The organism is Kluyvera sp. Awk 3 (assembly GCF_028069715.1).
In the GTDB taxonomy this organism is placed as follows: domain Bacteria; phylum Pseudomonadota; class Gammaproteobacteria; order Enterobacterales; family Enterobacteriaceae; genus Kluyvera; species Kluyvera georgiana_A.
This window is the reverse complement of record NZ_JANEWH010000016.1, coordinates 1-24437: the sequence shown is the minus strand read 5'-3', so window position 1 is coordinate 24437 and position 24437 is coordinate 1. Positions and strand designations below refer to the sequence as shown.

Sequence of the window (24437 nt, the reverse complement as noted above, 5' to 3'; positions counted from 1 at the left end):
TGCGTTGTTGTTGTCAGGAATATCGTAATGCCAGGCATGAATAAGCCAGTGGCTATATCCGGGATATAACCACTGGCGCTTAGGTTAATTACACTTCAGTCAGTTTGGCGGTAAAGTGGCGCAGCACTTTAGGCTCGTAGGTAAAGGTTAATCCTTTAATATTGTGGGCATTCTCTTTGACATGTTCGAAGGCCTCAATAATAAAGTCCATATGCGTTTGGGTGTAGGTCGCGCGCGGAATGGTTAAGCGCAGCAACTCTGCCGGACACGGCAGCTGCTTGCCAGTTTTCGGGTCGCGGCCCAGCAGGAATGAACCAATCTCTACCGCGCGGATCCCCGCGACTTTATACAGCTCGCAGGCCAGCGCCTGAGCCGGGAACTGGTCAGCCGGAATATGCGGCAGCAGCTTACCGGCATCGACAAACGCTGCGTGTCCGCCAGCCTGCTGACAGGTCACGCCAATGGCTTCCAGCCCGTCGACCAGATACTGAATCTGGGTGATGCGGTAGGCTAACCAGTCCTGATTCATCCCGTCATACAGGCCCACGGCCAGACGCTCCATCGCGCCGCCTTCCAGCCCGCCATAGGTTGGAAAGCCTTCCTGCACGACGCAGAGGGTACGGCATTCGGTGTACACGTCGAAGAAGCTGTCGTCTTTGATGCACAGCAGGCCGCCCATGGGCACCATGGCATCTTTTTTCGCCGACATCGCGAGCATATCCGCGTACTTATAGGTTTCGCGGGTAATTTCTTCGATACTCCAGTCCTGATAGCCCGGTTCGCGTTGCTGAATAAAGTAAGCGTTTTCCGCAAAGCGCGCCGAATCCATCACCACCGGAATATCGTATTTCTTCGCAATGGCGTACATCGCCTTCAGGTTCGCCAGCGACACCGGTTGGCCGCCCGCCGAGTTACAGGTAATGGTTGCGACAATATACGGCACGTTATTCGGACCGACCGTTTCAATGCCGTGCTCTAAGCCCTGCAGGTCGAAATCACCTTTAAAGTCGTTACGCGCGGCAGTGTCGAACGCCTCTTTAATATAAACGTTGCGCACGGTACAACCGTTAATCTGGCTATGACCCTGGGTGGTGTCGAAGAAATAGTTGGAGAACGCCACCATTTTGCTGCGGTCGAGGCCTTTTTCCTGCTCGCGTTTTTTGATCAGCACCGGAATATAAATTTGCTCGGCGCCGCGCCCCTGGTGCGTCGGAATAGTGTGCTGATAGCCAAAAATATCTTTTACAGCATTGCACAGCGCATAGTAGCTACGGCTGCCGCTATAGGCTTCATCGCCACGCAGCATCGCCGCCTGCATATTTTGCGTGACCGCGCCGGTGCCGCTGTCGGTGAGCAGGTCAATAAACACGTCTTCGCTGTCGAGCAGGAAGGGGTTCATCCCGGCCTGAATAATGGCGTTTTCGCGGTGTTCGCGGGTGGTGCGTTTTACAGGCTCAATGACGCGAATACGGAACGGTTCTGGCAGATGTTTAAAGTTATTCATGGTGTCATCCTTAAATCTTTATTTTTAGCGCGCGGCTCCCCGCTGGTTATTCATGAAATATGAAAAACCACTTTTTGGCGCAATACGAATACCATCTCTGCTCTCGGTATATTACGGCATCAATCTACACGGCTCGTTAAAAAGGCGTGCAGCGTCGCTGTAATAAAACAGAAAGGCATAGATTTTTATTGGATATCAGAAATAGCGGTTACACCACTATTTACAATGATACAGGCGTGGAGTCGTTCGAGGAGTTAAGGACGGTGATTGACGATGACGTTGTCAATATTAAACCACTTCGAAATTTTATACGTTCTATTCAGGATGTTCATAATGTATGTTCTCCATCAGACACGCCCATACATTATGATAATTTATTTTTTTGTCTATTAACTGTGCATTCAATTGTGAATCTGGTCACGATTGATTATATCTACGCGCTAAAGCAGGGTTATGTTTCCTGAGCTTAATAAATGACAGAATAATCACCTACGCAATCATCCTGTCGCAAGGCCCCATCGCTAGGGGGCCAGATAGACCTGCGGTACCGCCGCGTCAGGGTGTTGGTTCATGCTGATATCGGCACCGTACCAGCGGTGAATCACTGACTGCTGAATCACCTCCTGTGGCGTGCCCTGGGCGACCAGCTTGCCCTGATGCAACAACAGAATAGTGTCGGCCCACAGGGCGGCGAGGTTGAGATCGTGCAGCACAATGCACACGTGCAGCTCGCCGCGGCGGGTCAGCTTCTTCAGCAGTCGCAGCAGGTGCTGCTGATAGAACAGGTCCAGCGCCGAGGTCGGTTCGTCAAGAAACAGCCAGCCCTGCGGACCATCGTCGCGCCACAGTTGCGCCAGACTGCGCGCCAGCTGCACGCGCTGCTGTTCGCCGCCGGAGAGCGCCGGATAGAGACGGCCCGCCAGGTGGGTACAGCCGGTTTCGGCCATCACCCGCTGGATAAGCGTTGGGTCCACTTCCGCTCCCCACGGCGTGCGCCCCATGGCGATCACCGTTTCCACCGGCCAACTGGCGTTCAGCTGCGTGCGTTGCAGCATCACCGCCCGGCGTCGGGAGAGGGCGGTGGCGGACCACTCGGCAAGCGGTTTGCCTTCAATGTGCAGCTCGCCACTGTCGGCGTTGAGAAAGCCGGTAAGCAGCCGCAGCAGGGTCGATTTTCCCGCGCCGTTGGGGCCAATCAGCGCGGTGACTTCGCCGCGCCGCAGCTCCAGCGACACGCCATCAATCACCTGACGTTTGCCCAGACGCAGCGACAGCGCGCGGGCAGAATAGTGTTTATCCATGGGGAGATCTCTCCTGACGGAAAATAAGCCACAGGAACCACGGCGCGCCGAGCAGGCTGGTCAGCAGCCCGACGGGCATTTCGGCCGGCGCGGCAACCGTGCGGGCGAGCGTGTCGGCAATCAACAGCAGAATGGCACCCGCGAGCAGTGAGCCAGGGATCAGTCCGCGGTGATCCGGCCCCAGCCACATACGCATCAGATGCGGGACGACCAGACCGATAAAGCCGATCACCCCGCTTATCGCCACCGATGCCGCCACCAGCACCGCGCTACACAGCAGCAGCACGCGCTGCAGCACCCGGACGTTAACGCCGAGATAGTGTGCCTCTTCATCGCCCAGTTGAAGCAGATTGAGGCGTGCGGCCATCCACCACACCACCAGCGATGATGGGATAATCAGCGTGGCGGAGACCAGTAGCGTCGGCCACTCTGCCTGCCCCAGGCTGCCCATCCCCCACAGCGACAGCTGGCGTAGCTGCGTATCGTTGCTGATCCACGACAGCATCCCCACCAGCGCTCCGCACAGGGCGTTAATCGCAATACCGACCAGCAGCAGGCGCGAGAGCGAACCGTCCCCAGCCTTACTGAGCACAAAAATTACCGCCATCACCGCCAGGCTGCCGATAAACGCCGCCAGCATCGGCGCGTACAGCGCCACCAGCACTGGTGCGGAAATCGGCAGTACCAGCCAGAATGCCACCGCCAGCGCCGCGCCGCTGCTGATACCGAGCAGCCCAGGGTCGGCCAGCGGATTGCGGAACAGCCCCTGCATTACGCAGCCGGAGAGCGCCAGCGCGCTACCCACCAGCAGCGCCAGCAGCACGCGCGGTAAGCGGATAGTGAGCCAGATATGGCGCAGTACCTCATCGCCCGACGGCCAGATACTCGCCAGCGGCAGGCGCATCGCGCCGAGCGTGGTGGCAAACAGCGTCAGGGCCACGAGCAGCAGCACCATCAGCCACAGCGGGCGTGAGGCGGTCGCGTTCATCAGTGCGTCTGCTCCGCTTTCTGACGCAGCGCCATCAGCGCCTGCGGCGTGCGCGGGCCAAAGCCGAGCAGCGCCATATCGTCAATCACCAACACCTGCTTATTGCGCCCAGCGGGCGTTTGCGCCAGACCTGGCAGCTTCCACAGCGAGGCGTCACCGCCCATGCCTTTCAGGCCGTCGGCGGAGATCACCACCAGATCCGGCTCACTGGCAATAACCCCTTCCTGCGACATGGTGCGATAGTGGTCAAAGCCCTGCATCGCGTTTTGCAAACCGGCGAGCTTAATCGCGCCGTCCGCCGCCGTCTGCTGCCCGGCCACCAGCGCCCCGGAGCCGCCGTGGCTGAGGATAAACAGCACGCGCTTGTTCAGCGGGCGCGCCGGGATTTTCGCCATATCGTCATGCAGCGTTTTACGCAGCGCCTCGCCCTGTGTCTGCTTGCCCAGCGCGTCGGCAATCACCTGGACTTTGTTGTCCATCGCCGCCGCATCGTAGCCCCCCGGCACATTCACCACCGTCACCTTGCTGCCTTCCACCTTTTGTAGCACCAGCGACGGCTGCGCCTGGCTGCTGGCTAGCACCAGCGTCGGGCGCAGGGAGAGAATACCTTCCGCATTGAGCTGGCGCAGATAGCCGACGTCCGGCAGCGATTGTGACGCCGCCGGCCAGGTGCTGGTGCTGTCGCGCGCCACCAGCTGCGACTGGGCATCCAGCGCATAGACGATTTCCGTCACGTCGCCGCCGAGGGTAATAATGCGCTCGGCGGCGTTAGCCAACAGCGGCAGCGCCGCCAGCAGAATCAGCAGCCGTTTCATACGGTCTGGCCTTCCGCCGTCAGGCTGTCGACCTGAGTGCGCCACTGTTGCTGCTCCGGATGGCCTTCGCTGCGCTGCCCGTACAGCTGGGCAATCTGGGTGCCGTCTTTGGCAAATAGCTCTACGCTGGTGACGTGACCGTCAACGGTCGGCTTACGCGTTACCCACACTTCGTCGATGGTCTCTTCGCGCAGGTGCAGGGTGAAGGCGCTGTTGAAAATGTTGATCCAGCCGCGCATCGGCGTCAGCTTCTCCAGCACGCCGGTGAAGATTTGCACGCAGCCGCGGTTGCCAACGAAAATCATAAATTCATTGCCGTCCTGTTGCAGGGTCTCCAGCAGGCGAGGCAGGGCATCTGTATTGATGCGACAGGCCAGGTCGTCGTTGACCAGGCGGAAAGCCTGCTGGCGCGAGAGGTTGTATTTGCGCAGCAGCGCGAAGAACTGGTGGACGTCGGTCATTGCGCGCCACTCTTTTTCCAGCGCCGCGCCGTCGGCCGTGTCGGCATAGCGCGCGTTTTCCACCGGACGAAGCGCCAGCGGCGCTGGCGTTGATTGGGTCTGTTCGGCAATCAGCGCTTGCCAGGCCGCGCTGTCCGTGTTGTCAGTGGTATAGACCTTCAGCACCGCGTCGCCGTGCGGGTCAAAGAACTGAATGCTCTCGCGCCCTCCATCGTTAACGTGAAACGCGCTGGCCCACTGGCTCAGGAACAGGCGCAGGTCGAGAGCACGCGGGTTGAGTATCAGGCCCGCGTGGCCGTCGAGGTGCTGGTGGGTGAACGCGCCAACCTGCTCATGCACCGCGTACTCATTGCGGCAGATGCATTTGGTTTCGCCGACCTTTTCCAGCGAAGCGAGGATCGCGCGCGCATTATCCTGCAGGCGCACGGCGTCGTGGCCAACGCGTGCTGCGGTCAGTTCCGCTTCGCTCACCCCCATTACGGCTGCGATATCGCGAGCGTATTTGGCGGCGCCGCTGGCTTTGACGTCCTGATAGCGCTGCCACAGTTCAGTTGATGCGTTTTGCATAACTCTCTTCCTTATCATTACCCCGGCCAGCGGCCGGAGGCAGGTTTTGTTGATGTTGTTATCAGAAATCGACGTTGACGCCCAGCTGCCAGGTACGGCCCGGCATCACCGCCAGCGACTTATCGTTGGCGTCCTGATTGGTGGACGTTTCAATGTTGCGGCTGCTCAGGTAGTCCCAGTATTTACGGTCGGTCAGGTTATACACGCCGCCGTTGATACGGACGTTCTTCGCGACGCGCCAGTAGGCCGTCCAGTCGAGCATGCCGTAGCCCGGTACGCGCATGTATTCGCTGGTGGAATCGGTAATCGCGCTGCCGGTGTTGGTGTAGCTCTCACGGTTGGTGGCAGTGGCGCGTTTGCCTTTCACGAAGGTGGCGGTCAGCGCGGTACCGTACACTTTCGACGGATCGTCCCACGCCACGCCGACGATCGCTTTCATCGGCGCTACGCTATCGAGGTCGACGTATTTGTCGCCGTAGTAGCTGGATTTTGACTTCCCTTCGCTGTAGCCGTAGGCCAGCGTTGCGCTCAGGCCGTCAACCTGCTCAAACCAGGTGCCAAAGTTGAACTTCGCGCTGATCTCACCGCCGTAGATATAGGCTTTATCACGGTTTTCCGCCTGATAAATGGTGTAGATGTTCGACGGTACGTTGGCGAACTGGGCTGGGTTGTTGGAACGGGTGTAGCGGGTATAGGCGATAAAGTCTTTATAGTTGTTGTAGAACAACGCGGTACGCATGGTGATCCCTTCGGTCACTTCGCCCTTCATGCCCCACTCGACGTTGTCGCTGGTTTCGGTTTTCAGATCGGTATTGCCAATCAGCGCGTACTGACCGCGGCCCGCGTAGCTGGATCCGAGGTTCCATGAACCGTACAGCTGGCTGGTGTTCGGGAACTCCGCGCCGCGTTTGTACTGCAGGTAGGTCATCAAGCGCGGCGTAATGTCGTACTGGAAGGTCAGCGATGGCAGCGCCTGGGTGTCCGAGTTTTTCCCGTACAGGGTCGACACCGAGGATTCGGTCAGTACCGTGCTGTTGGTGGTCAGGCTGGAAAGATTCTCCGGCTTCGTAGACTGATGCACCACGCGAACGCCCGGGATCACCGCAAAGTTATGCCCGTCGAGATCGAAGTTGATCTGATCCTGCAGGAAGCCGCCGATCGTGTACTCGCGGCTGTCCGCTTCCGGCTGCATGATCTCGCTGTAAACGCTTGGGATAGGTGACTGGCTGAACGGACGCTGGGTTTTGGTGGTGCTGGCGTTAAAGCCCGCGCTCAGGTCATGGCGGCCGAGGGTTTTGGCCAGCGCGGTCTGCATACCCCAGGTGTCGGTGTCATAGTTGGAGTACACCGTTTGCATCTTGCTGGTGAAGCTGTCCGGCATATAGGTCCGGTCGTGCGCTTCGGTATGCTGGTAGTAAACCTTGGTCGATGCGCTGTCGATGAAGTCGTTCATCGGCGTCCAGTCATCTTTGAGGCTCAGACCCCAGCGGCGAGTCTGGCTGGTCTGCTGCGCGTCGCCGATGGTTTTGCTACCGCTGTCGTTCCACACATCGTAGTGGGTGTGGTTGGTTTTATGGTAGTAGTCGAGGGTGCTGGTCAGTTTGTGCTGATCGTTAGGTTGCCAGATCCCAGAGGCCATAAACGCGTCGGAGTGCCAGTTCGCCGGGAACGCGTCCACGCTCGAACTGTTGGTGGTGGTCTCCTGGCCATCGCGGCGGCTGTAGACAAAAATGCCGCGCAGCGTTTCGTCGCCGCCCGCTGCCGTCAGACCATTGTGCCAGCTGCGGTCAGACGAGTCATACTCGCTGCGGTAGCTAAAGGCACTGGTTTTGCCCGGATGCAGATAGTCGTCCGCCGATTTCGGCTGGAAGGAGACGTTGCCGCCGATAGAGGTATTGGCGGTCTCGGTGTCGGTCGCGCCAGATTGAATATCCACGCTGCCGTACATGTACGGGTCGATATAGTCGCGGCCAATGCCGAAGGTGTTAAGCCCGGCGCGGCTGACGTAGCTGCGGCCGGTGGCGTTCGGCTGCGCAATGCCGTCGACGTCGATGCCGACGCGGTTGCTCTCAAGGCCACGAATGTTGTAGCCGGTGTAGCCGCCGCGGTCGAAGCCGCTTTTGCCGTTGCCGGATCCGCCGCTGGCACCGGTCGCGCCGATCAGCGGTTCATAACGCATAATGGAACCAAAATCGTTGGCCCCTTTGTCCTGAAGCTCCTGCGCGCTTATCGCGTGCTGACTGCCCGGTTTAAGTACCGGTGCGGGGGCGGTGACGGTCATCTGTTCCGCGCTGTCGACGGCGGTTTTGTCCTGTGTTTCAGCCGCGCCCGCAGAAGTCTGATAGATTGCTGCGAGCAAAGAGGTCACCAGTAGGCTTTTCTTGCACCACGCCTCTGATTGAATGGATTTGTACATAGTTGCCATGCCTTCATCGTTATTAGTATTGGCTCACGCGTAACTTCCAGAATCTGCTTTTCCTTAAGCATCTTGACGCCCTCCAATTTTATGCAATGCGAATGTTAATGATAAGTATTATCATTTGCAATAATATTTGCAAATAAATCTGCTTGCATGCAACAATTTGATTACAATTTTGTTTTTGACTCTCCCGAGATAGCGATGACCGAGAAAGCGGCAGTTACCATCACCTACTGTTCCCAATGCAACTGGATGCTGCGCGCCAGCTGGATGGCGCAGGAACTGCTACACACCTTCAGTACCGATATTGCCTGCGTAACGCTGATACCGGGTACCGGCGGGATTTTTACCATTACCGTCGGGGATGTACTGGTGTGGGAACGCAAGCGTGACGACGGCTTCCCGGACGCCGCAGAGCTCAAGCGTCGGGTGCGCGACGTTTGCTTCCCGGAAAAACCGCTGGGCCATGTGGATAAGCACGAAGGATAAAGCGGCTGCGAACGCGCCATTAAACGTGTATTATTAATGCATCTTTATTGGTGAGGGACCGGGTATGGCAGGCAAACGCATCGATCGTGAAAAACGGACAATCAGCAGCATGATTGCGCTCTATCAGCGCCGTTGTCCGCAGGCGTTGCACGATGCTGAGCATTACCAGGCACTGAACCATTATGCCGATAAGCGGCTGGATAAGTGTGTGTTTGGCGAACAAAAGCCGGCCTGCAAGCAGTGCCCGGTGCACTGCTACCAGCCCGCAAAGCGTGAAGAGATGAAACAGATTATGCGCTGGGCAGGTCCGCGGATGCTCTGGCGTCACCCGCTGCTCACGATCCTCCATTTGATTGATGACCGCCGTCCGGTTCCTGAGCTGCCGGAGAAATATCGGCGCAAAAAATAGCCTTACAGGGTGCGGCAGTGACGACGATACTCCGACGGCGAGCGGGCAGTATGCTTGCGGAAGATGCGGCAAAAGTAGTTGCTGTCCTCAAAGCCACAGTGGTGGGCAATCTCTTTAATTTTCAGCTCATAGCCGCGCAGTAATTTCTTTGCCAACTCCAGGCGCACGGCGGTGAGGTATTCGTTAAAGCCGACGGTGCTGGACTTCTGAAACAGGTGCGACAGGTAGTTTGGCGTGATGTGAAATTTCTTCGCCACCGTCTCACGGCTGAGCGCCTCGGCGGCGTGTTCGTCGATATATTCCTGAATCGCCAGAAACAATTCTCTGCTTTTGCTGACTGTATCCGCCAGATGGGTCAGTTGATCGATACAGTGGCTGAGCAGGCCGCTGAGGACTATCTGCGTGGTGGGCATCACCGGGCGAATCGCCAGCTCATTCATTGCCAGCAGTAGATACGATCCCACCCGCGGGCCGAGTCGCGCCACGTGCTGCTTGCGGATCTCAACGAATTTTTTACCGTCGAAGCGTTGAAGGCTGAAGCCCAGTTTTTGTTTGCTGAACAGAATGCTCAGCGACGTCGCCGGGCCGTGCCACTGCGGGGCATTCCAGCGCCCGCCGGGAATATACAGCGCCTGTAGCGGCCCAAGCGGTGCTTCCAGGCAGCCATCCGCCAGCTCGCCTTCCAGCACAATCTCAAGGCGGGGAAATGATACGCTCATCGCCAGCTCCGGCGCGGGCTGAGAGATTTGCGGAAAACGCACCACGAGCTCGTTCTGCCGGGTAAGCAGCTGTTTCAGCACGGGGACGAGGGTTGGTTCTGACATGCTCATGTCCTGTTGTAATTCTGGATTTTGAGTCTCATCACACTTTATTTTGCTGGACACAAAAATCCAGTGTTGTGTAGCTATCTCATACAGAATGGCGGCCACGCCTGCAGTAACTTTTCATACATGTTGTGAAATGGTTAACAAAAGAGAGGCAATATGGACAAGCAAGCGGCATTCTGGCTGGATGCACTGGGCGCCAACGGCGAACTGTCAGCCACGATGAAACATGAGCTGGATACCCAGGGCTATACGATCGTTCACGGCGTAGCGGATGCCGACTGGCTGGCCGCGATGCGCGAGCGAATTGATTGTTTGGTGGAACGCGAAGGTGAGAATCTGGCGGTGGAACATCACCAGGAAGAGACGGCGACGCGTGTTGCCAACCTGGTGAACAAGGGCGTGGTGTGGGAGAAAGTGTGGGCGCATCCGCTGATTCTGTCAGCGTGCCGCTATATTTTTGGGGGCGCGTTTAAAGTTTCCAGCCTCAACGCCCGTGAGGCGCTGTACAACGGCGGACACCAGCCGCTGCACGCCGACTGGAAAAAGCCGCGCCCGGACTTCCCGAAGGTGCATCTGGTGAACACGATCTGGGCAATTGACGATCTCTCCGCCGCGAACGGCGCACCGCGTATTATCCCCGCCACGCACCTGCGTCCTGAGCTGCCGGAGGAGGTGCTGGACGATGTGGAAGCGCCGCATCCGGATGAAGTGATTTTTGCAGCCCCGGCGGGTAGCGTGATGATTTACAACGCCCATGCCTGGCACGGCGGCACGACTAACCGCGAAGGTTCGCGTCGTCGCGTGCTACACGGCCTGTACATCGACCGGGCAGACGCCGCGCAACAGGATCAGCGCCGTTGGCTCACCCCGGAAACCGCCAGCCGCTTGACGCCCGCGCAGAAGTGGCTGCTGGATGTGGAGTAGTGTTTCGAGTAGTTCCGTCATCATTTGTGGGGCTGTCTCTTATACACAAATTCAAGAGACAAGACCTGATATCTGTTAGTAAGGTGCAAGGTTCCGTTCACTTTACGTTGGGTGGAATATGACGTTCTATCACCGGTGAACGGGTCAAGGGGGGCGGCCGCGCCCCCCTTGACAATCCCCGCGGCCCCGCGGGGAAATCGGTGCTTCGCACTACGCTCACCTACGAACTCCAGCCTGCGGCACGGCGAAACTCGACGTCCTGTCTCGGTTCGCCTCAGGACGCCATCCATGGCGTCCTGACCTTGTCTTCCATTCTCCGGTTCGCCGATTTCCAGCGGGGACTCATTGGTTTCAGTGGCTCTGGTTTTTGCTGTTAATTAAAAGACCGCACTGGTGTTGGTGGCGTCTAAATCGCCGAAGCGTTCCCTGAAGGCCGGGGCAGCCCACAGGGATGTAGGCTGAGGGGACCGCGAAGCGGCGACTGGCCGCCCCTTGCGCGCTCTCTGCGCCCGTACAATTTATGTGGCGAGAGCTGAAAAGGAGCGCAACGGAGTGATCAATCCAAATACATCTCCCTCCTAACTGATCACTGTCGCCGGGGAGCTGTGTATAAGAGACAATTGCGGGGGAGTGGCCGCTCGCGTCAACGCTCCGGGGCCATTACGCCAAATCTTCCCCGTTGCTGGCAATCACCTTCTTATACCACCAGAACGATTTTTTACGCGTCCGCGCCAGCGTCCCGTTGCCCGCGTCATCGCGGTCGACGTACACGAATCCGTAGCGCTTGCTCATCTCTCCCGTCGATGCCGCCACCAGATCAATGCAGCCCCAGGTGGTGTAGCCGATCAGCGGCACGCCATCTTCGATGGCATCGCCCATCGCGCGGATATGTTCGCGTAAATAGCTGATGCGGTAATCGTCGTCGATCTGTCCATCGGCGTTGACGACGTCCTTCGCGCCAAGACCGTTCTCCACCAGGAACAGCGGCTTCTGGTAGCGGTCGTACATCATGTTCATGGTGATACGCAGGCCGAGCGGGTCGATACCCCAGCCCCATTCGCTGGCCTCAATGTACGGGTTCTTCAGCGACTTCACGATGTTGGCTGCGTTGGTGTTGTTGGCATTCATGTCCGCCGATGCGCAGCGTGAGGCGTAGTAGCTGAACGACACAAAGTCGACCGTGTGCTTGAGCGCTTCATCGTCGCCAGCTTCTTTGGCGATGGTCACGCCTTTCTCGCGGAACACTCGAGCCGAATAGGCCGGGTAGCGGCCGCGCGCCTGCACATCGATAAAGAACAGGTTCTCGCGATCTTTCTCCAGCGCCGCCCACACGTCTTCCGGCTTGCAGGAGTAGGGGTAGAAGTTGCCGCCCGCCAGCATGCAGCCTACCTGGTTCTGTGGGTTGATCTCATGGGCGATTTTGGTGGCCAGCGCGCTGGCTACCAGCTCGTGGTGCGCGGCCTGGTACTTCACCTGATCCTGATTTTCGCCTTCTTCGAACACCAGCCCGGCCCCGGAGAACGGGCTGTGCAGCATGATGTTGATTTCATTGAAGGTCAGCCAGTATTTCACCAGCCCGTCGAATGCTTCAAAGCAGGTACGGGCGTAGCGGGTAAAGAACTCCACCATCTTGCGGTTACGCCACGAGCCGTACTCGGTCACCAGGTGCATCGGCACGTCGAAGTGGCACAGCGTCACCAGCGGTTCGATACCGTACTTTTTACATTCGCGGAACAGATCGCGATAGAAGGCGATACCTTCCTCATTCGGCGTCAGTTCATCGCCGTTCGGGTACAGACGGCTCCAGGCGATGGAGGTGCGGAATACGCCGAAGCCCATTTCCGCCATCAGCGCGATATCTTCTTTATAACGATGATAGAAGTCGATCGCCTGGTGGCTGGGATAGAACTCATCATCGCGCAGGGCGAAACGCTTCTCCTGGCCCAGTTTGACCGGCAGACGGTTGACGCCGTGCGGGATCATATCCACGGTGGTCAGCCCTTTACCGCCTTCAAGATAGGCGCCTTCTGCCTGGTTGGCGGCAATGGCGCCGCCCCAGAGGAATCCTTGCGGAAATGTCGACATGCGTTACCTCGCTAATAAATTTATGAAATCTGTGCGGCTGCGGCATTGACTGGTGCGCTAGCCTGACGTTTGCGTGCTTCGGCGGCGGCGTCTTCTACCGGAATGTCCTCAAAGCCGAGGATCAGCGTCAGTACGAACGACAGCACCACCGCCAGCGCCATCACGCCGAACACCCAGACGATGGTCATCGGGTTAGCCGGGTCGAAGAACTGCACGCTGGTAAACAGCCCCGGCGCGGCCATGGAGTGGCTGGCCAGCCCGGCGATACCAGCGACCGCGCCACAGATAAAGCCGCTAATCAGGCTGGCGATCAGCGGACGCTTCAGGCGTACGGCGACCCCGTACAGCGCCGGTTCCGAAATGCCAGCCAGAATGGCGGACGCGGCGGCGGCCAGCGCGGTCTGGCGTAGTTCCGGGTTTTTGGTTTTCCACGCGACCGCCAGCGACGAACCGCCGAGCGACAGGTTGGCGCCGATTTCCGATGGCATCACCATCCCTTCTTTGCCGGTTTCGGCGATGGTCTGAATAATGGTCGGCGTAAACACGCGGTGCATCCCGGTCATTACCAACAGCGGCCACAGCGCCCCCATAATGGCGACCGACAACCAACCCAGATAGCCGTGAATGGTGTACACCAGCGCGGAGATGGCGCTACCGATCCAGATCCCAATCGGGCCAATCAGCAGGATCGCCAGCGGCGCGGCGATCAGCACGATCAGCATGGGTTTGAGGAAGTTTTTGGTCACGGCGGGCGTAATCCTGTCGACCCAGCGTTCAATGTACGAGAGGCACCAGGTCATCACCAGCGCCGGAATCACCGTGTAGGTGTATTTCACCGCGGTCACAGGAATCCAGGCAAACTCGACGTGCTCACCCTGCGCGGCTTTCGCCATCAGTTCAATAAAGCTCGGGTGGACCAGTACCCCGGCGATAGCAATCGCCAGCGACATGTTGGTTTTGAATTTCACCGCCGCAGAGGCGGCGACCATCAGCGGCAGGAAGAAGAATGCGCCGTCGCCGATGACGGTCAGAATAGTAAGCGTCGGCGCGCCTTTTGGCAGCATGCCGGTCATTTCGAGGATCATCGCCAGCAGCTTAACCATCGATCCGCCGATAATCGCCGGGATCAGCGGCGACATGGTGCCGATCAGCGCATCGAGGATCCCGGCGCCAATGCGACGCAGGGTCAGCTTCGGTTTCCCGACCGGAGCGGCTGGCTGCATGTCGTTCGGCAGCAAGTTGACCACTTCACGGAAGGCCTGCGAGACGGTGTTGCCAATAATCACCTGGCACTGGCTGTCGGTGCGTACCACGCCCATCACACCGCTGATGCCTTTAAGCGTTGCGCTATCGACCAACGTGTCATCTTTCAGTACGAAGCGTAGACGGGTCATGCAGTGGGTGACGGCGGAGATATTCTCCACGCCGCCAAGCGCGCTCACCACAGATTGCGCCAGAGCCGCATAATTTTTAGCCATCGGAAAATCCTGTTTTATCAGTAAGGTACTTATGGTTCATCTCCTGAATGGTTCAAAAGATGAAACACTGCATAGGAAACCGGTTCCACATAATCATCATGTGTTTATTTTGTTGCTACAAGATCTAAATTTTGTTTTTGAGTGATTCGTGAAACCGATCACAGGAAATAACCCTGATGAAAGATTCACCCGTTTCACCATTGCTGAAAATCGCCAGGCGGTGAAGTACACTGCGGACAGATAATTTCTCAAAGGTATGAATATGACGACGATGCTAGAGGTGGCACGACGGGCGGGCGTATCGAAAGCCACCGTGTCCCGGGTGCTATCGGGCAACGGTTATGTCAGTCAGGAGACGAAAGACCGGGTGTTTTTGGCCATCGAAGAGAGCGGCTACCGGCCGAATCTTCTGGCGCGTAATCTGGCCACTAAAAAAACGCAGACGCTCGGCCTGGTGGTGACCAACACTCTCTACCACGGCGTGTACTTCAGCGAACTGCTGTATCACGCGGCGAGTATGACGGAAGATCAGGGGCGTCGTCTGGTACTCGCCGACGGCAAGCACAGTGCCGAAGAGGAACGTGAGGCGATTCAGTATCTGCTCGATTTGCGCTGTGATGGCATTATTATTTATCCACGTTTTTTAAGCGTCGACGAAATTGACGATATTATTCAGCAGCAGCAACAGCCGGTGATGGTCATTAATCGTCGTCTGCGCCGAAATAGCAGCCACTGCGTTTATTGCGATCAAAAATCCTCCAGCCAACAGGCGGTGGAAAAATTAATTACGCTCGGCCATCGCGATATTGCCTTTATTACCGGATCGCTGGATTCCCCGACCGGCGTTGAGCGTCTTTCCGGCTATAAGGATGCGCTGGCGAAACATGGCATTACGCTACGTAATGAGCTGATTGTGGAAGGAAAATGGACGCCCGCCACCGGCGCGGCAGGTGTCGATATTCTGCGTGAAAGGCAGGTGACATTCAGCGCGCTGGTGGCCAGTAACGATGATATGGCGGTGGGGGCAATCAAGCGGCTTCATGCTCACGGAATAGCGGTGCCGCAGCAGGTATCGGTGATTGGCTTTGACGATATTGCGTTAGCGCCGTATATGATTCCGTCCCTCTCGAGCGTGCGTATTCCGGTTACGGAAATGATTAAAGAGACGATTCACCGTCTTATTTTTATGCTCGACGGCGGCGATTTTAAATATCAACAAACCTTCCCCGGCGAATTGATCGAGCGCGAGTCCATCGTCGCCGGTCCACACCGTTAATGTCGTCAGCTGTCATCGTCATTAGTGACGATGACAGCCTGTTCCGGCAGACATTCTTTTAAATCCCCTTACGAATCAATAAAATAAAAGTTGGCTCGAATAATGCATTCTCCCGCGCAATCACTGTCATAGCTGGAGAAGTTGATGAACCGTTTCATCATCGCTGATGCGAGTAAATGTATTGGCTGCCGTACGTGCGAAGTCGCCTGCGTGGTTTCTCACCAGCAGGATCAGGACTGCGCCGCGCTGACGCCACAGTCTTTCCTGCCGCGTATTCACGTTATTAAGGGCGTAGATGTTTCTACGGCCACCGCCTGCCGCCAGTGCGAAGACGCGCCGTGCGCCAACGTCTGCCCGAACGGCGCGATTGTTCGCGACAAAGGGTTTATCCACGTGATGCAGGAGCGCTGCATTGGCTGCAAAACCTGCGTGGTGGCCTGCCCGTACGGCGCCATGGAAGTGGTGGTGCGTCCGGTTGTGCGCGACAGCGGCGCGGGTCTGAAGGTGCGTGCGGAAAAAGCGGAAGCCAACAAGTGCGACCTTTGCTTCCACCGTGAAGAAGGCCCTGCCTGTATGGAAGCGTGCCCGACCCACGCATTGTTCTGCGTAGACCGCAACAAGCTGGAACAGCTTAGCGCGGAAAAACGCCGTCGCGCCGCGCTGGAAAGCGCTGCGTCTATCTCTCTTTAATCATCCTTTATTTCTCTTTTAACAGGTCTGTTACTGATGAAAAAAATCACGAGTGTATGCCCTTATTGCGGTGCTGGTTGCAAACTGAAGCTGGTCGTCGACCACGGTAAAATTATTCGCGCCGAGGCGGCTGACGGGCAAACGAACCAGAATGAGCTGTGCCTGAAAGGCTACTACGGTTGGGATTTTCTGAACGATACCCAACTGCTGACGCCGCGTCTGACGCAGCCGATGATCCGCTATGAAAAAGGGGGCAAATTCACCCCCGTGAGCTGGGATGAGGCCATTCGCTACACCGCGAAACGGCTGAGTGAGATCAAAGCCAAATACGGGCCGCGCGCCATTATGACTACCGGGTCATCGCGCGGTACCGGTAATGAAACCAACTATGTGATGCAGAAATTCGCCCGCGGCGTGCTGCACACCAATAACGTCGATTGCTGCGCCCGCGTGTGCCACGGCCCATCGGTTGCCGGGTTGCAGGAAGTGCTGGGTAACGGCGCGATGAGCAACAGCATCGGTGATATTGAAAACTCCCGTTGCCTGCTGGTCTTTGGCTACAACTGCGCGGATTCGCACCCGATCGTGGCGCGACGCGTGATTAAAGCCAAAGATAAAGGGGCAAAAATTATCGTCTGCGACCCGCGCAAAATTGAAACCGCGCGCATCGCCGACCAGCACCTACAAATGCGTAACGGTAGCAATATGGCGCTGGTGAATGCCTTTGCCCATGTGCTGCTGGAAGAAGAGCTGTACGACAAAGAGTATGTTGCGCGCTATACCACCGGGCTGGATGAAATGCGTGAAGTCGTTAAAGACTACGCGCCCGAAGCGGTGGAAGAACTGACCGGTATTCCTGCCGCACAGGTTCGTCAGGCGATGCGCACTTATGCGGCGGCGCCGTCGGCGACCATCATGTGGGGCATGGGCGTCACCCAGTTCGGCCAGGCCGTTGACGTGGTGAAAGGGCTGGCAAGCCTGGCGCTGCTGACCGGTAACCTTGGGCGCGAAGCCGTCGGCGTTGGCCCGGTGCGTGGGCAGAATAACGTGCAAGGCGCGTGTGACATGGGCGTGCTGCCAAATCAGTTCCCTGGCTATCAGGACGTGACGGACCCGCAGGTGCGTGAAAAATTCGCCAATGCCTGGGGGATTGATGCCAGCCTGATGGACGACAAAGTCGGAGTGCGCATTACCGAAGTGCCGCATCTGGCGATGGAAGGCAAGATCAAAGCCTACTACATCATGGGCGAAGATCCGCTGCAAACCGAGGCGGATTTAGGGCTGGTACGCAAAGGCTTCGAAGCGCTCGATTTCGTGGTGGTGCAGGATATTTTCATGACCAAAACCGCCGAACAGGCGGACGTGCTGCTGCCCGCCACTTCCTGGGGCGAGCACGGCGGTGTCTTTACCTGCGCTGACCGAGGCTTCCAGCGCTTCGATAAAGCCATCGACGCGAAGTACAACGTCAAGCGCGACTGGGAGATTATCAGCCTGATTGCCAGCGAAATGGGCTATCCGATGCACTACGACGACAACCAGCAAATCTGGGACGAAATGCGCGAGCTGTGCCCACTGTTCTACGGCGTGACCTACGAAAAAATGGGTGACATGGGCCATGTGCAGTGGCCTTGCCCAACGCTCGATCATCCCGGCACACCGTACCTGTATGAAGGTAATCAGTTTGCTACGCCGGACGGCAAAGGCCATCTGTTCGCCGCACCGTGGCGCGCGCCGGCGGAAACCCCGGATGCCGACTTCCCACTGGTGCTGTGCACCGTGCGCGAAGTGGGGCACTACTCCTGTCGCTCGATGACCGGTAACTGCGCGGCGCTGCAATCGCTTGCCGATGAACCCGGCTTTGTGCAGATGAACCCGCAGGATGCCAGACTGCTTGGTATCCATGATAAGCAGCTGGTGTGGGTTGCCTCGCGTCGCGGCAAGGTAATTAGCCGCGCCTGCGTGAGCGAACGTATCAACCGCGGCAGCGTGTATATGACTTATCAGTGGTGGATCGGTGCGTGCAACGAACTCACGCAGGATAATCTTGATCCTATCTCGAAAACACCGGAAACCAAGTACTGTGCGGTCAAGGTTGAGCCGATTGAAGATCAGAACTGGGCGGAAACCTTTGCGCTGGACAGCTATCAGTCGATGAAAACGCGGCTGAAAGCGGCAATTAACGGGTAATCAGATGAGTGCAAACGGCGTGCAGATCCGCATCTGCGGAAAAGTACAGGGGGTGGGTTTCCGCCCCTTCGTCTGGCAGCTGGCGCAGCAGCGCGGCTGTCTGGGCGATGTCTGTAATGACAGCGCCGGGGTTCTGCTGCGCCTGTACGGCGATGAAGCGGACTTCATCGCCGCGCTGTACCAGTACTGCCCGCCGCTTGCACGCATCGACAGTACCCAGATTGAGCCGTTTGACTGGCCGACCATCCCAACCGACTTTACTATCCGCCAGAGCGGGAGTGGGGCGATGAGCACGCAAATTGTTCCCGATGCGGCGACCTGCCCGGCCTGTCTGGCGGAAATGAACGACCCGCAGGAGCGGCGCTACCGCTACCCGTTTATCAACTGCACCCACTGTGGGCCACGTTTTACCATTATTCACGCTATGCCGTATGACCGGCCTTTCACCGTGATGGCGGCATTCCCACTTTGCCCCCAGTGCGAGGCGGAGTATCGCAACCCGTATGATCGACGCTTTCACGCCCAGCCGGTGGCCTGCGGCGAATGCGGCCCGTGGCTGACGTGGCTTAGCGGTAGCCAATGCGCGCAGAAAGAGGACGCGCTTCAGGCCGCCGTCGCGCTGCTGAACGCTGGCGGCATCGTCGCCGTGAAAGGGATTGGCGGTTTTCATCTGGCCTGCGACGCCAGCAACGAAAGGGCTGTTGAACGGCTGCGTGCCCGTAAGCATCGCCCGGCGAAACCGCTGGCGGTGATGCTGCCGAATAGCGATGCGCTGCCAATCGACGCAAGATCGCTGTTGAACACGCCCGCCGCGCCGATTGTGCTGGTGGATAAAGCGAGTGTGACGGGGCTTTGTGACCTCATCGCGCCGGATTTGGCTGAGGTGGGCGTGATGCTGCCCGCCAACCCGCTCCAGCATTTGCTGATGCAGGCGCTGGGTCGCCCGCTGGTGATGACCTCCGGCAATTTGAGCGGCAAACCGCCCGCCCTCAGCAATGACCAGGCGCTGGCGGATCTCGCCGCCATCGCCGACGGTTTTTTGCTGCATAACCGCGATATCGTCCAGCGCATGGACGACTCGGTGGTGCGCCAGAGCGGAGAAATGTTGCGCCGTTCACGCGGTTTTGTGCCGGATGCGCTGCCGCTGCCGCCGGGCTTTCATCACGTGCCGCCCATGCTGTGTCTTGGTGCTGATATGAAAAACACCTTCTGCCTGGTCCGTGGTGATCAGGCGGTCGTCAGCCAGCATTTTGGCGATCTGACCGACGACGGTGTTGAAAGCCAGTGGCAGCAGGCGCTGGGATTAATGCAGGCGATATACGATTTTACGCCGCAGGCCGTCGTCGCCGACGCGCACCGTGGCTACCGTTCCTCACATTGGGCAGATGCTAGCGCATTACCACAGCAACGCGTGCTGCACCACCATGCGCATATCGCCGCCTGTCTGGCCGAGCACGACTGGCCGCTCGACGGGGGCGAGGTTATTGCGATGGCGCTGGACGGTATCGGAATGGGCGAGAACGGCGCGCTGTGGGGCGGCGAGTGCCTGCGCGTGACCTACCGGGAATGCGAGCATCTTGGCGGCCTGCCGCCGGTGGCGCTGCCGGGCGGTGACCTGGCGGCGAAGCAGCCGTGGCGCAATCTGCTGGCCCACTGCCTGGCGTTCGTTCCCGACTGGCAGAGCTTCGCTGAAACCCAACCGCTGCAACAACAAAACTGGCCGTTGCTGAAGCAGGCGATCGCGCGCGGGTTGAACAGCCCACAGGCCTCCTCCTGCGGCCGCTTGTTTGATGCGGTAGCCTGCGCGCTGGGCTGCGCGCCGCAGATGCTGAGCTATGAAGGCGAGGCGGCGTGTCGGCTGGAGGCGCTGGCGACCACCTGCCCGGGCGTCGCCCATCCGGTGACGATGCCGGTGCGTGAAGGCCAGCTAGACCTCGCCACCTTTTGGCAAACGTGGCTGAGTTGGCAGGCGACACCCGCGCAAAAAGCCTGGGCGTTTCATGATGCGCTGGCGTGCGGTGTGGCGGCCTTAATGCGTCAACATGCTGAACCAGCGGCAATTTCCACGCTGGCGTTTGGCGGCGGCGTGCTGCACAACGCGCTGCTGCGAGCGCGGTTAATGCATTATTTACACGATTTCACTTTGCTCTTTCCGAAGCGCTTACCCGCGGGTGATGGGGCGATTTCATACGGGCAGGCCGTGATTGCGGCAGCTCGTCATCAGCTTTAAAGGAGTTATTCATGTTGTGGAATGTTCTTCGTCAACAGCCGCGGGCATCGCTGCTGGTGTTGGTTCTGGTGTTAGCGAACCTACTGGCCTGGGGCTGGGCGTGGCAGTCATTTGGCCATAATGGCGCGCTGATGGCCGCCAGCCTGCTGGCGTGGGGCTACGGTCTGCGCCATGCGGTGGACGCTGACCATATCGCGGCGATTGATAACGTCACCCGCAAAATGATGCAGCAGGGCAAGCGCCCGTTTGGTGTGGGGGCCTGGTTCTCGCTCGGCCACTCTTCCATCGTGGTACTGGCGTCGGTGGCGATTGCCGCCACGGCGACCGCCTTCCAGCATAAGATGAGCTGGTTCCACGAAACCGGCAGCATTATCGGCACCACGGTTTCTGCCGTGTTCCTGCTGGCGATGGCGCTGGTAAACCTGGTTATCTTACGTGGCGTATGGCGCAGCTTCCAGGCGCTGAAAAAAGGGGAATCGGTTTCTGCTGACGTCCCGGTGACCGGTGGGTTGATGAATGCGCTGTTCAGCCGTACTTTCCGCCTGATCGGCAAAAGCTGGCATATGTATCTGGTCGGCTTCCTGTTCGGCCTCGGCTTTGATACGGCAACCGAAATCGGTGTGCTCGGCATCTCTGCCGCCAGCGCTTCCAGCGGCATGTCGATGTGGTCGATTATGGTTTTCCCGGCGCTGTTCGCGAGCGGTATGGCGCTGGTGGATACACTGGATAACATCCTGATGGTCGGCGCCTACGGCTGGGCCTTCAACAAGCCGCAGCGCAAACTGTATTACAACATGACCATTACCGGAGCTTCCGTGGTCGTTGCGCTGTTTATCGGTGGCCTGGAAGCGTTGGGGCTGATTATCGATAAATTTGACCTGACGGGCGGTATCTGGAGCGGCGTATCGATGCTGAGCGACAACCTCGGCAACGCGGGCTTTGTGGTGATTGGCCTGTTTGCGCTGTGCTGGCTGGTGTCGATGGTGAACTACCGCTGGCGCAATTATGACGCGCTGGTGGTGCGCTAAGCGCAGAGAAGCCTCAACCGCAAAACAAAAAAAGCCCCGGGGCACCGGGGCAAAATCAGACTTCCATACTTCCTTGTGCTTGAGGGTTAAGTAAAACAGTGGACAGAGCGCTGACTTCTTAACTGGTGAGCGACTTCAACAAACTAAATGCTTCTTTCATTCTTTCCTCGCTGACCACGAACGCCCGTAACTGCTGGCTTTCGTCGTAGCCCTGCGCCAGCATGCCGTCGGCGCGGGTTTCAATGGTCCAGTTCAGATCCTGACGGCGGGTTTCTCCGGCCAGATGCAGCGGCAGATCCGGCGTCTTCACCTTCACCAGCATATTGGGCAGTTTCAGCTCGCCGGGCTGGCCGAGAATGTTTTTCGCCAGACACATGGCGCTGAGCAGAATCGGTTGCAGGAACGGCATCACCGTACCGTTAATTTCCGCACAGTCGCCCAGCGCGTAGATATCCGGGTGGCTGGTGCGCAGGGTGCTGTCGACCTTCACGCCGCGGTTAATCTCAAGACCAGCCATCCGCGCCAGCGCCGTTTCCGGACGCAGGCCGGTGGCGGCCACTACCGCATCAACCTCAACGTGGCGGTCGCGGTCAAAGCTGGCGCGAATGCCGGTGGCGGTCTGTTCAAGCGACTGGAGCTGCGTTTTCAGCAACAGATGGATACCCATGTCGGTCAGGCGATGCTGCAGGCGACTGCTGACTTCCGGCGGCATCAGTGAGGCCAGTACGCTGGCCGAATTGTCGACCACGGTGACGGCTTTGCCGGCGCGACAGAAGTCCATCGCCAGCTCGCTGCCGATCAGCCCGCCGCCGATAATCAGCACCCGTTGGGCATCGCGCAGCGTACTTTGTGCCGCGCCAAATTCCTGCTGACTGTTGAGGGTTAACATCAACTCTTTGCCCGGCACCGGCGGAACGATTGCCGCCGCGCCGGTGGCAAGGACCAGTTTGTCGTACTGCCATTCATGATGCTGGCTTTTGACTACGTGCGCCTCGGCGTCGATGTGGGTGACCCAGGTTTGCGGAAACAGGTTCAGATTGTACTGTTCGGCAAACTCACCGGCGGTTTGCAGGGTGAGGTCAGCGGCGGTTTGCCCCCGGCTCACCACGTGGCTCAAGTCTGGTTTGTTGTATTCGTCAATGCTGTCGGCGGCGATGAGCGTCAGTTTGACGCTCGCATCCTGTTTACGGATGTTTTTCACCAGTTGGCGGGCCGCGAAGCCCGATCCAACGATCACAATGCCATGATTCATTTTGCCTCCGTTGCCAGCACGTCGAAGACGTCTTTGCCTAATGAGCATTCCGGGCACAGGAAGTTGTCCGGAACGTCGCTCCACGGGGTACCTGGCTGGACGTCCTGGTTCGGTTCGCCTTTCGCTGGGTCGTAGATCCACTGGCATACGCTGCACTGCATGCTTGGGCCGAGGTCTGCCGCCGCTGCTGCGGCACAGGCGCACGCTTCTTTCGCTGTGGCTGACGCGGTGTTCATTTCCGGCAGCGGCGCCAGCGCCCACTGACGGGCGATTTCACGACCGTGCTGACGGCACAGTTCCAGTGCATCCAGATCCGGACGCCATTTGGCTTTCAGGCTCAGAGACATTTCGAAACCGGCATCCTGTAAGCGGGTAGACAGACGGTCAACCGCGCCGCCACTCCAGCCGTGAGAGCCGAAGGCGCTGGCGCGTTTGTTGCGAAAGCGCAGGCCGGTCATCTCTTCCACCAGGCCGGCGATTTTCGGCATCATGACGTTGTTCATGGTCGAGGTGCCGACCAGCACGCCTTTGGAACGGAAGACGTTGGTCAGGATTTCGTTTTTATCACTGCGGGCGACGTTAAAGATTTTCACCGCCACGTTCGGGTCAACTTCGTTGATACCCTGGGCAATGGCGTCCGCCATCATGCGGGTGTTGTTGGACATGGTGTCGTAGAAGATAGTGATGCGATCTTCCTGATAGTCAGCGGCCCATTTCAGGTACAGCTCAACGATCTGCGTTGGGTTGTCGCGCCATACCACGCCGTGAGAGGTGGCAATCATGTCAACCGGCAGGTTGAAGCCGAGGATTTCGGTAATTTTCGGCGTCACCAGGCGGCTGAACGGCGTCAGAATGTTGGCGTAGTAGCGCTGGCACTGTTCGAACAGTTCGGTCTGGTCGACTTCGTCGTTGAACAGGCGTTCGTCGCAGTAGTGTTGGCCGAAGGCGTCGTTACTGAACAGCACCGCGTCGCCGGTCATGTAGGTCATCATGCTGTCAGGCCAGTGCAGCATTGGCGTTTCCACGAAGATCAGCTGTTTGCCGTTGCCGATGTCCAGCGAATCACCGGTTTTCACCACGTTGAAATTCCACTCCGGGTGATGGTGGTGGCCGGTGATGGAGTCAATGGCGTTGGCAGTGCAGTAAATTGGCGTATCGGGAATCTGAGTCATCAGTTCGGTCAGCGCGCCGGCATGGTCTTCTTCCGCGTGGTTAATGATGATGTAGTCGATATCGGCAAGGTCGATTTCGCTGCGCAGGTTCTGGACGAATTCACGACTGAATTTATGGTCAACGGTATCAATCAGGACGTTTTTGCCTTCGCGAATCAGGTAGCTGTTGTAGCTGCTGCCGCGCAGGGTTTTGTATTCAGTCCCGTGGAAATCACGTACTTCCCAGTCACGTTGGCCAACCCAATGAATGTTATTTTTAACCAGAATAGACATAGCAACCTCAATTAATTCAGCGTTTTCAAAAAAGATGTATTGCTTATTGCAGGTTGCATGCC

General features: G+C 58.1%; 20 protein-coding genes. 8 read left to right on the top strand and 12 right to left on the bottom strand.

All coding sequences use genetic code 11. The features are described 5' to 3' along the window. Positions 1-88: 88 nt before the first annotated feature. The 7 genes from tnaA to NNN71_RS05595 form a co-directional block, all read right to left on the bottom strand. Positions 89-1504 (bottom strand): tryptophanase, encoded by a 1416-nt coding sequence (tnaA, locus tag NNN71_RS05620; protein WP_064543156.1) that lies wholly within the window; start codon positions 1502-1504, stop codon positions 89-91. Positions 1505-1758: 254 nt separating this feature from the next. Next, positions 1759-1836: a tryptophanase leader peptide gene (tnaC, locus tag NNN71_RS25235; protein ID WP_074398737.1), complete on the bottom strand. Its 78-nt coding sequence runs from the start codon at positions 1834-1836 to the stop codon at positions 1759-1761. A 189-nt stretch (positions 1837-2025) separates the two neighbouring features. Beyond that, positions 2026-2805, bottom strand: a complete 780-nt coding sequence (locus tag NNN71_RS05615) for a heme ABC transporter ATP-binding protein (protein WP_271458049.1) — start codon at positions 2803-2805, stop codon at positions 2026-2028. Then, complete coding sequence (locus tag NNN71_RS05610) at positions 2798-3793, bottom strand: FecCD family ABC transporter permease (protein ID WP_271458048.1); 996 nt, start codon at positions 3791-3793, stop codon at positions 2798-2800. The genes NNN71_RS05615 and NNN71_RS05610 overlap by 8 nt, the downstream gene beginning before the upstream one ends. Further along, entirely contained in the window at positions 3793-4608 is an 816-nt protein-coding gene (locus NNN71_RS05605) for a heme/hemin ABC transporter substrate-binding protein (RefSeq protein ID WP_271458047.1), read from the bottom strand. Before NNN71_RS05605 ends, NNN71_RS05610 begins: the two co-directional genes overlap by 1 nt. Next, entirely contained in the window at positions 4605-5636 is a 1032-nt protein-coding gene (locus NNN71_RS05600; RefSeq protein ID WP_271458046.1) for a hemin-degrading factor, read from the bottom strand. Before NNN71_RS05600 ends, NNN71_RS05605 begins: the two co-directional genes overlap by 4 nt. 61 nt (positions 5637-5697) lie before the next feature. Continuing rightward, positions 5698-8052, bottom strand: a complete 2355-nt coding sequence (locus NNN71_RS05595) for a TonB-dependent receptor domain-containing protein (RefSeq protein ID WP_271458045.1) — start codon at positions 8050-8052, stop codon at positions 5698-5700. Between the two features lie 204 nt (positions 8053-8256). On the opposite strand from NNN71_RS05595, the gene NNN71_RS05590 reads away from it, so the two are divergent. Both NNN71_RS05590 and NNN71_RS05585 read left to right on the top strand, forming a co-directional pair. Then, entirely contained in the window at positions 8257-8544 is a 288-nt protein-coding gene (locus NNN71_RS05590) for a SelT/SelW/SelH family protein (protein WP_163446353.1), read from the top strand. Positions 8545-8608: 64 nt separating this feature from the next. Continuing rightward, entirely contained in the window at positions 8609-8953 is a 345-nt protein-coding gene (locus NNN71_RS05585) for a nitrous oxide-stimulated promoter family protein (RefSeq protein ID WP_163446278.1), read from the top strand. Between the two features lie 2 nt (positions 8954-8955). Here the strand turns inward: NNN71_RS05585 and NNN71_RS05580 are convergent, their stop codons facing one another. Further along, positions 8956-9777: a helix-turn-helix transcriptional regulator gene (locus tag NNN71_RS05580; RefSeq protein ID WP_163446277.1), complete on the bottom strand. Its 822-nt coding sequence runs from the start codon at positions 9775-9777 to the stop codon at positions 8956-8958. 159 nt (positions 9778-9936) lie between these two features. On the opposite strand from NNN71_RS05580, the gene NNN71_RS05575 reads away from it, so the two are divergent. Further along, positions 9937-10704, top strand: a complete 768-nt coding sequence (locus NNN71_RS05575; RefSeq protein ID WP_223803228.1) for a phytanoyl-CoA dioxygenase family protein — start codon at positions 9937-9939, stop codon at positions 10702-10704. 660 nt (positions 10705-11364) lie between these two features. Here NNN71_RS05575 and NNN71_RS05570 read toward each other — a convergent pair. Both NNN71_RS05570 and ascF read right to left on the bottom strand, forming a co-directional pair. Next, entirely contained in the window at positions 11365-12789 is a 1425-nt protein-coding gene (locus NNN71_RS05570) for a 6-phospho-beta-glucosidase (RefSeq protein ID WP_271458044.1), read from the bottom strand. A 20-nt stretch (positions 12790-12809) separates the two neighbouring features. Beyond that, entirely contained in the window at positions 12810-14267 is a 1458-nt protein-coding gene (gene ascF, locus NNN71_RS05565) for a PTS cellobiose/arbutin/salicin transporter subunit IIBC (RefSeq protein ID WP_271458043.1), read from the bottom strand. A gap of 262 nt (positions 14268-14529) precedes the next feature. Here ascF and NNN71_RS05560 point away from each other — a divergent pair, with 262 nt between their 5' ends. The 5 genes from NNN71_RS05560 (at position 14530) to NNN71_RS05540 (ending at position 21678) form a co-directional block, all read left to right on the top strand. Then, on the top strand, positions 14530-15543 hold the full coding sequence (locus NNN71_RS05560; protein WP_163446273.1) for a LacI family DNA-binding transcriptional regulator: 1014 nt from the start codon (positions 14530-14532) through the stop codon (positions 15541-15543). A 144-nt stretch (positions 15544-15687) separates the two neighbouring features. Beyond that, positions 15688-16233 carry an electron transport protein HydN gene (gene hydN, locus NNN71_RS05555; RefSeq protein ID WP_064543184.1) on the top strand — a complete coding sequence of 182 codons (546 nt, stop codon included), beginning with the start codon at positions 15688-15690 and terminating at the stop codon, positions 16231-16233. A 36-nt stretch (positions 16234-16269) separates the two neighbouring features. After that, the gene (gene fdhF / locus NNN71_RS05550; protein ID WP_167575159.1) at positions 16270-18420 is read left to right on the top strand and encodes a formate dehydrogenase subunit alpha; all 2151 of its coding nucleotides are present in this window, start codon (positions 16270-16272) and stop codon (positions 18418-18420) included. Between the two features lie 4 nt (positions 18421-18424). Further along, a complete protein-coding gene (hypF, locus tag NNN71_RS05545) occupies positions 18425-20650 on the top strand; it encodes a carbamoyltransferase HypF (RefSeq protein ID WP_271458042.1) in 2226 nt (741 codons plus the stop codon). Positions 20651-20661: 11 nt separating this feature from the next. Beyond that, on the top strand, positions 20662-21678 hold the full coding sequence (locus NNN71_RS05540; protein ID WP_163446269.1) for a HoxN/HupN/NixA family nickel/cobalt transporter: 1017 nt from the start codon (positions 20662-20664) through the stop codon (positions 21676-21678). Positions 21679-21796: 118 nt separating this feature from the next. Here the strand turns inward: NNN71_RS05540 and norW are convergent, their stop codons facing one another. Next, positions 21797-22930 carry an NADH:flavorubredoxin reductase NorW gene (gene norW, locus NNN71_RS05535; RefSeq protein WP_271458041.1) on the bottom strand — a complete coding sequence of 378 codons (1134 nt, stop codon included), beginning with the start codon at positions 22928-22930 and terminating at the stop codon, positions 21797-21799. Next, positions 22927-24375: an anaerobic nitric oxide reductase flavorubredoxin gene (norV, locus tag NNN71_RS05530; protein ID WP_163446267.1), complete on the bottom strand. Its 1449-nt coding sequence runs from the start codon at positions 24373-24375 to the stop codon at positions 22927-22929. The genes norW and norV overlap by 4 nt, the downstream gene beginning before the upstream one ends. Positions 24376-24437: the final 62 nt, after the last annotated feature.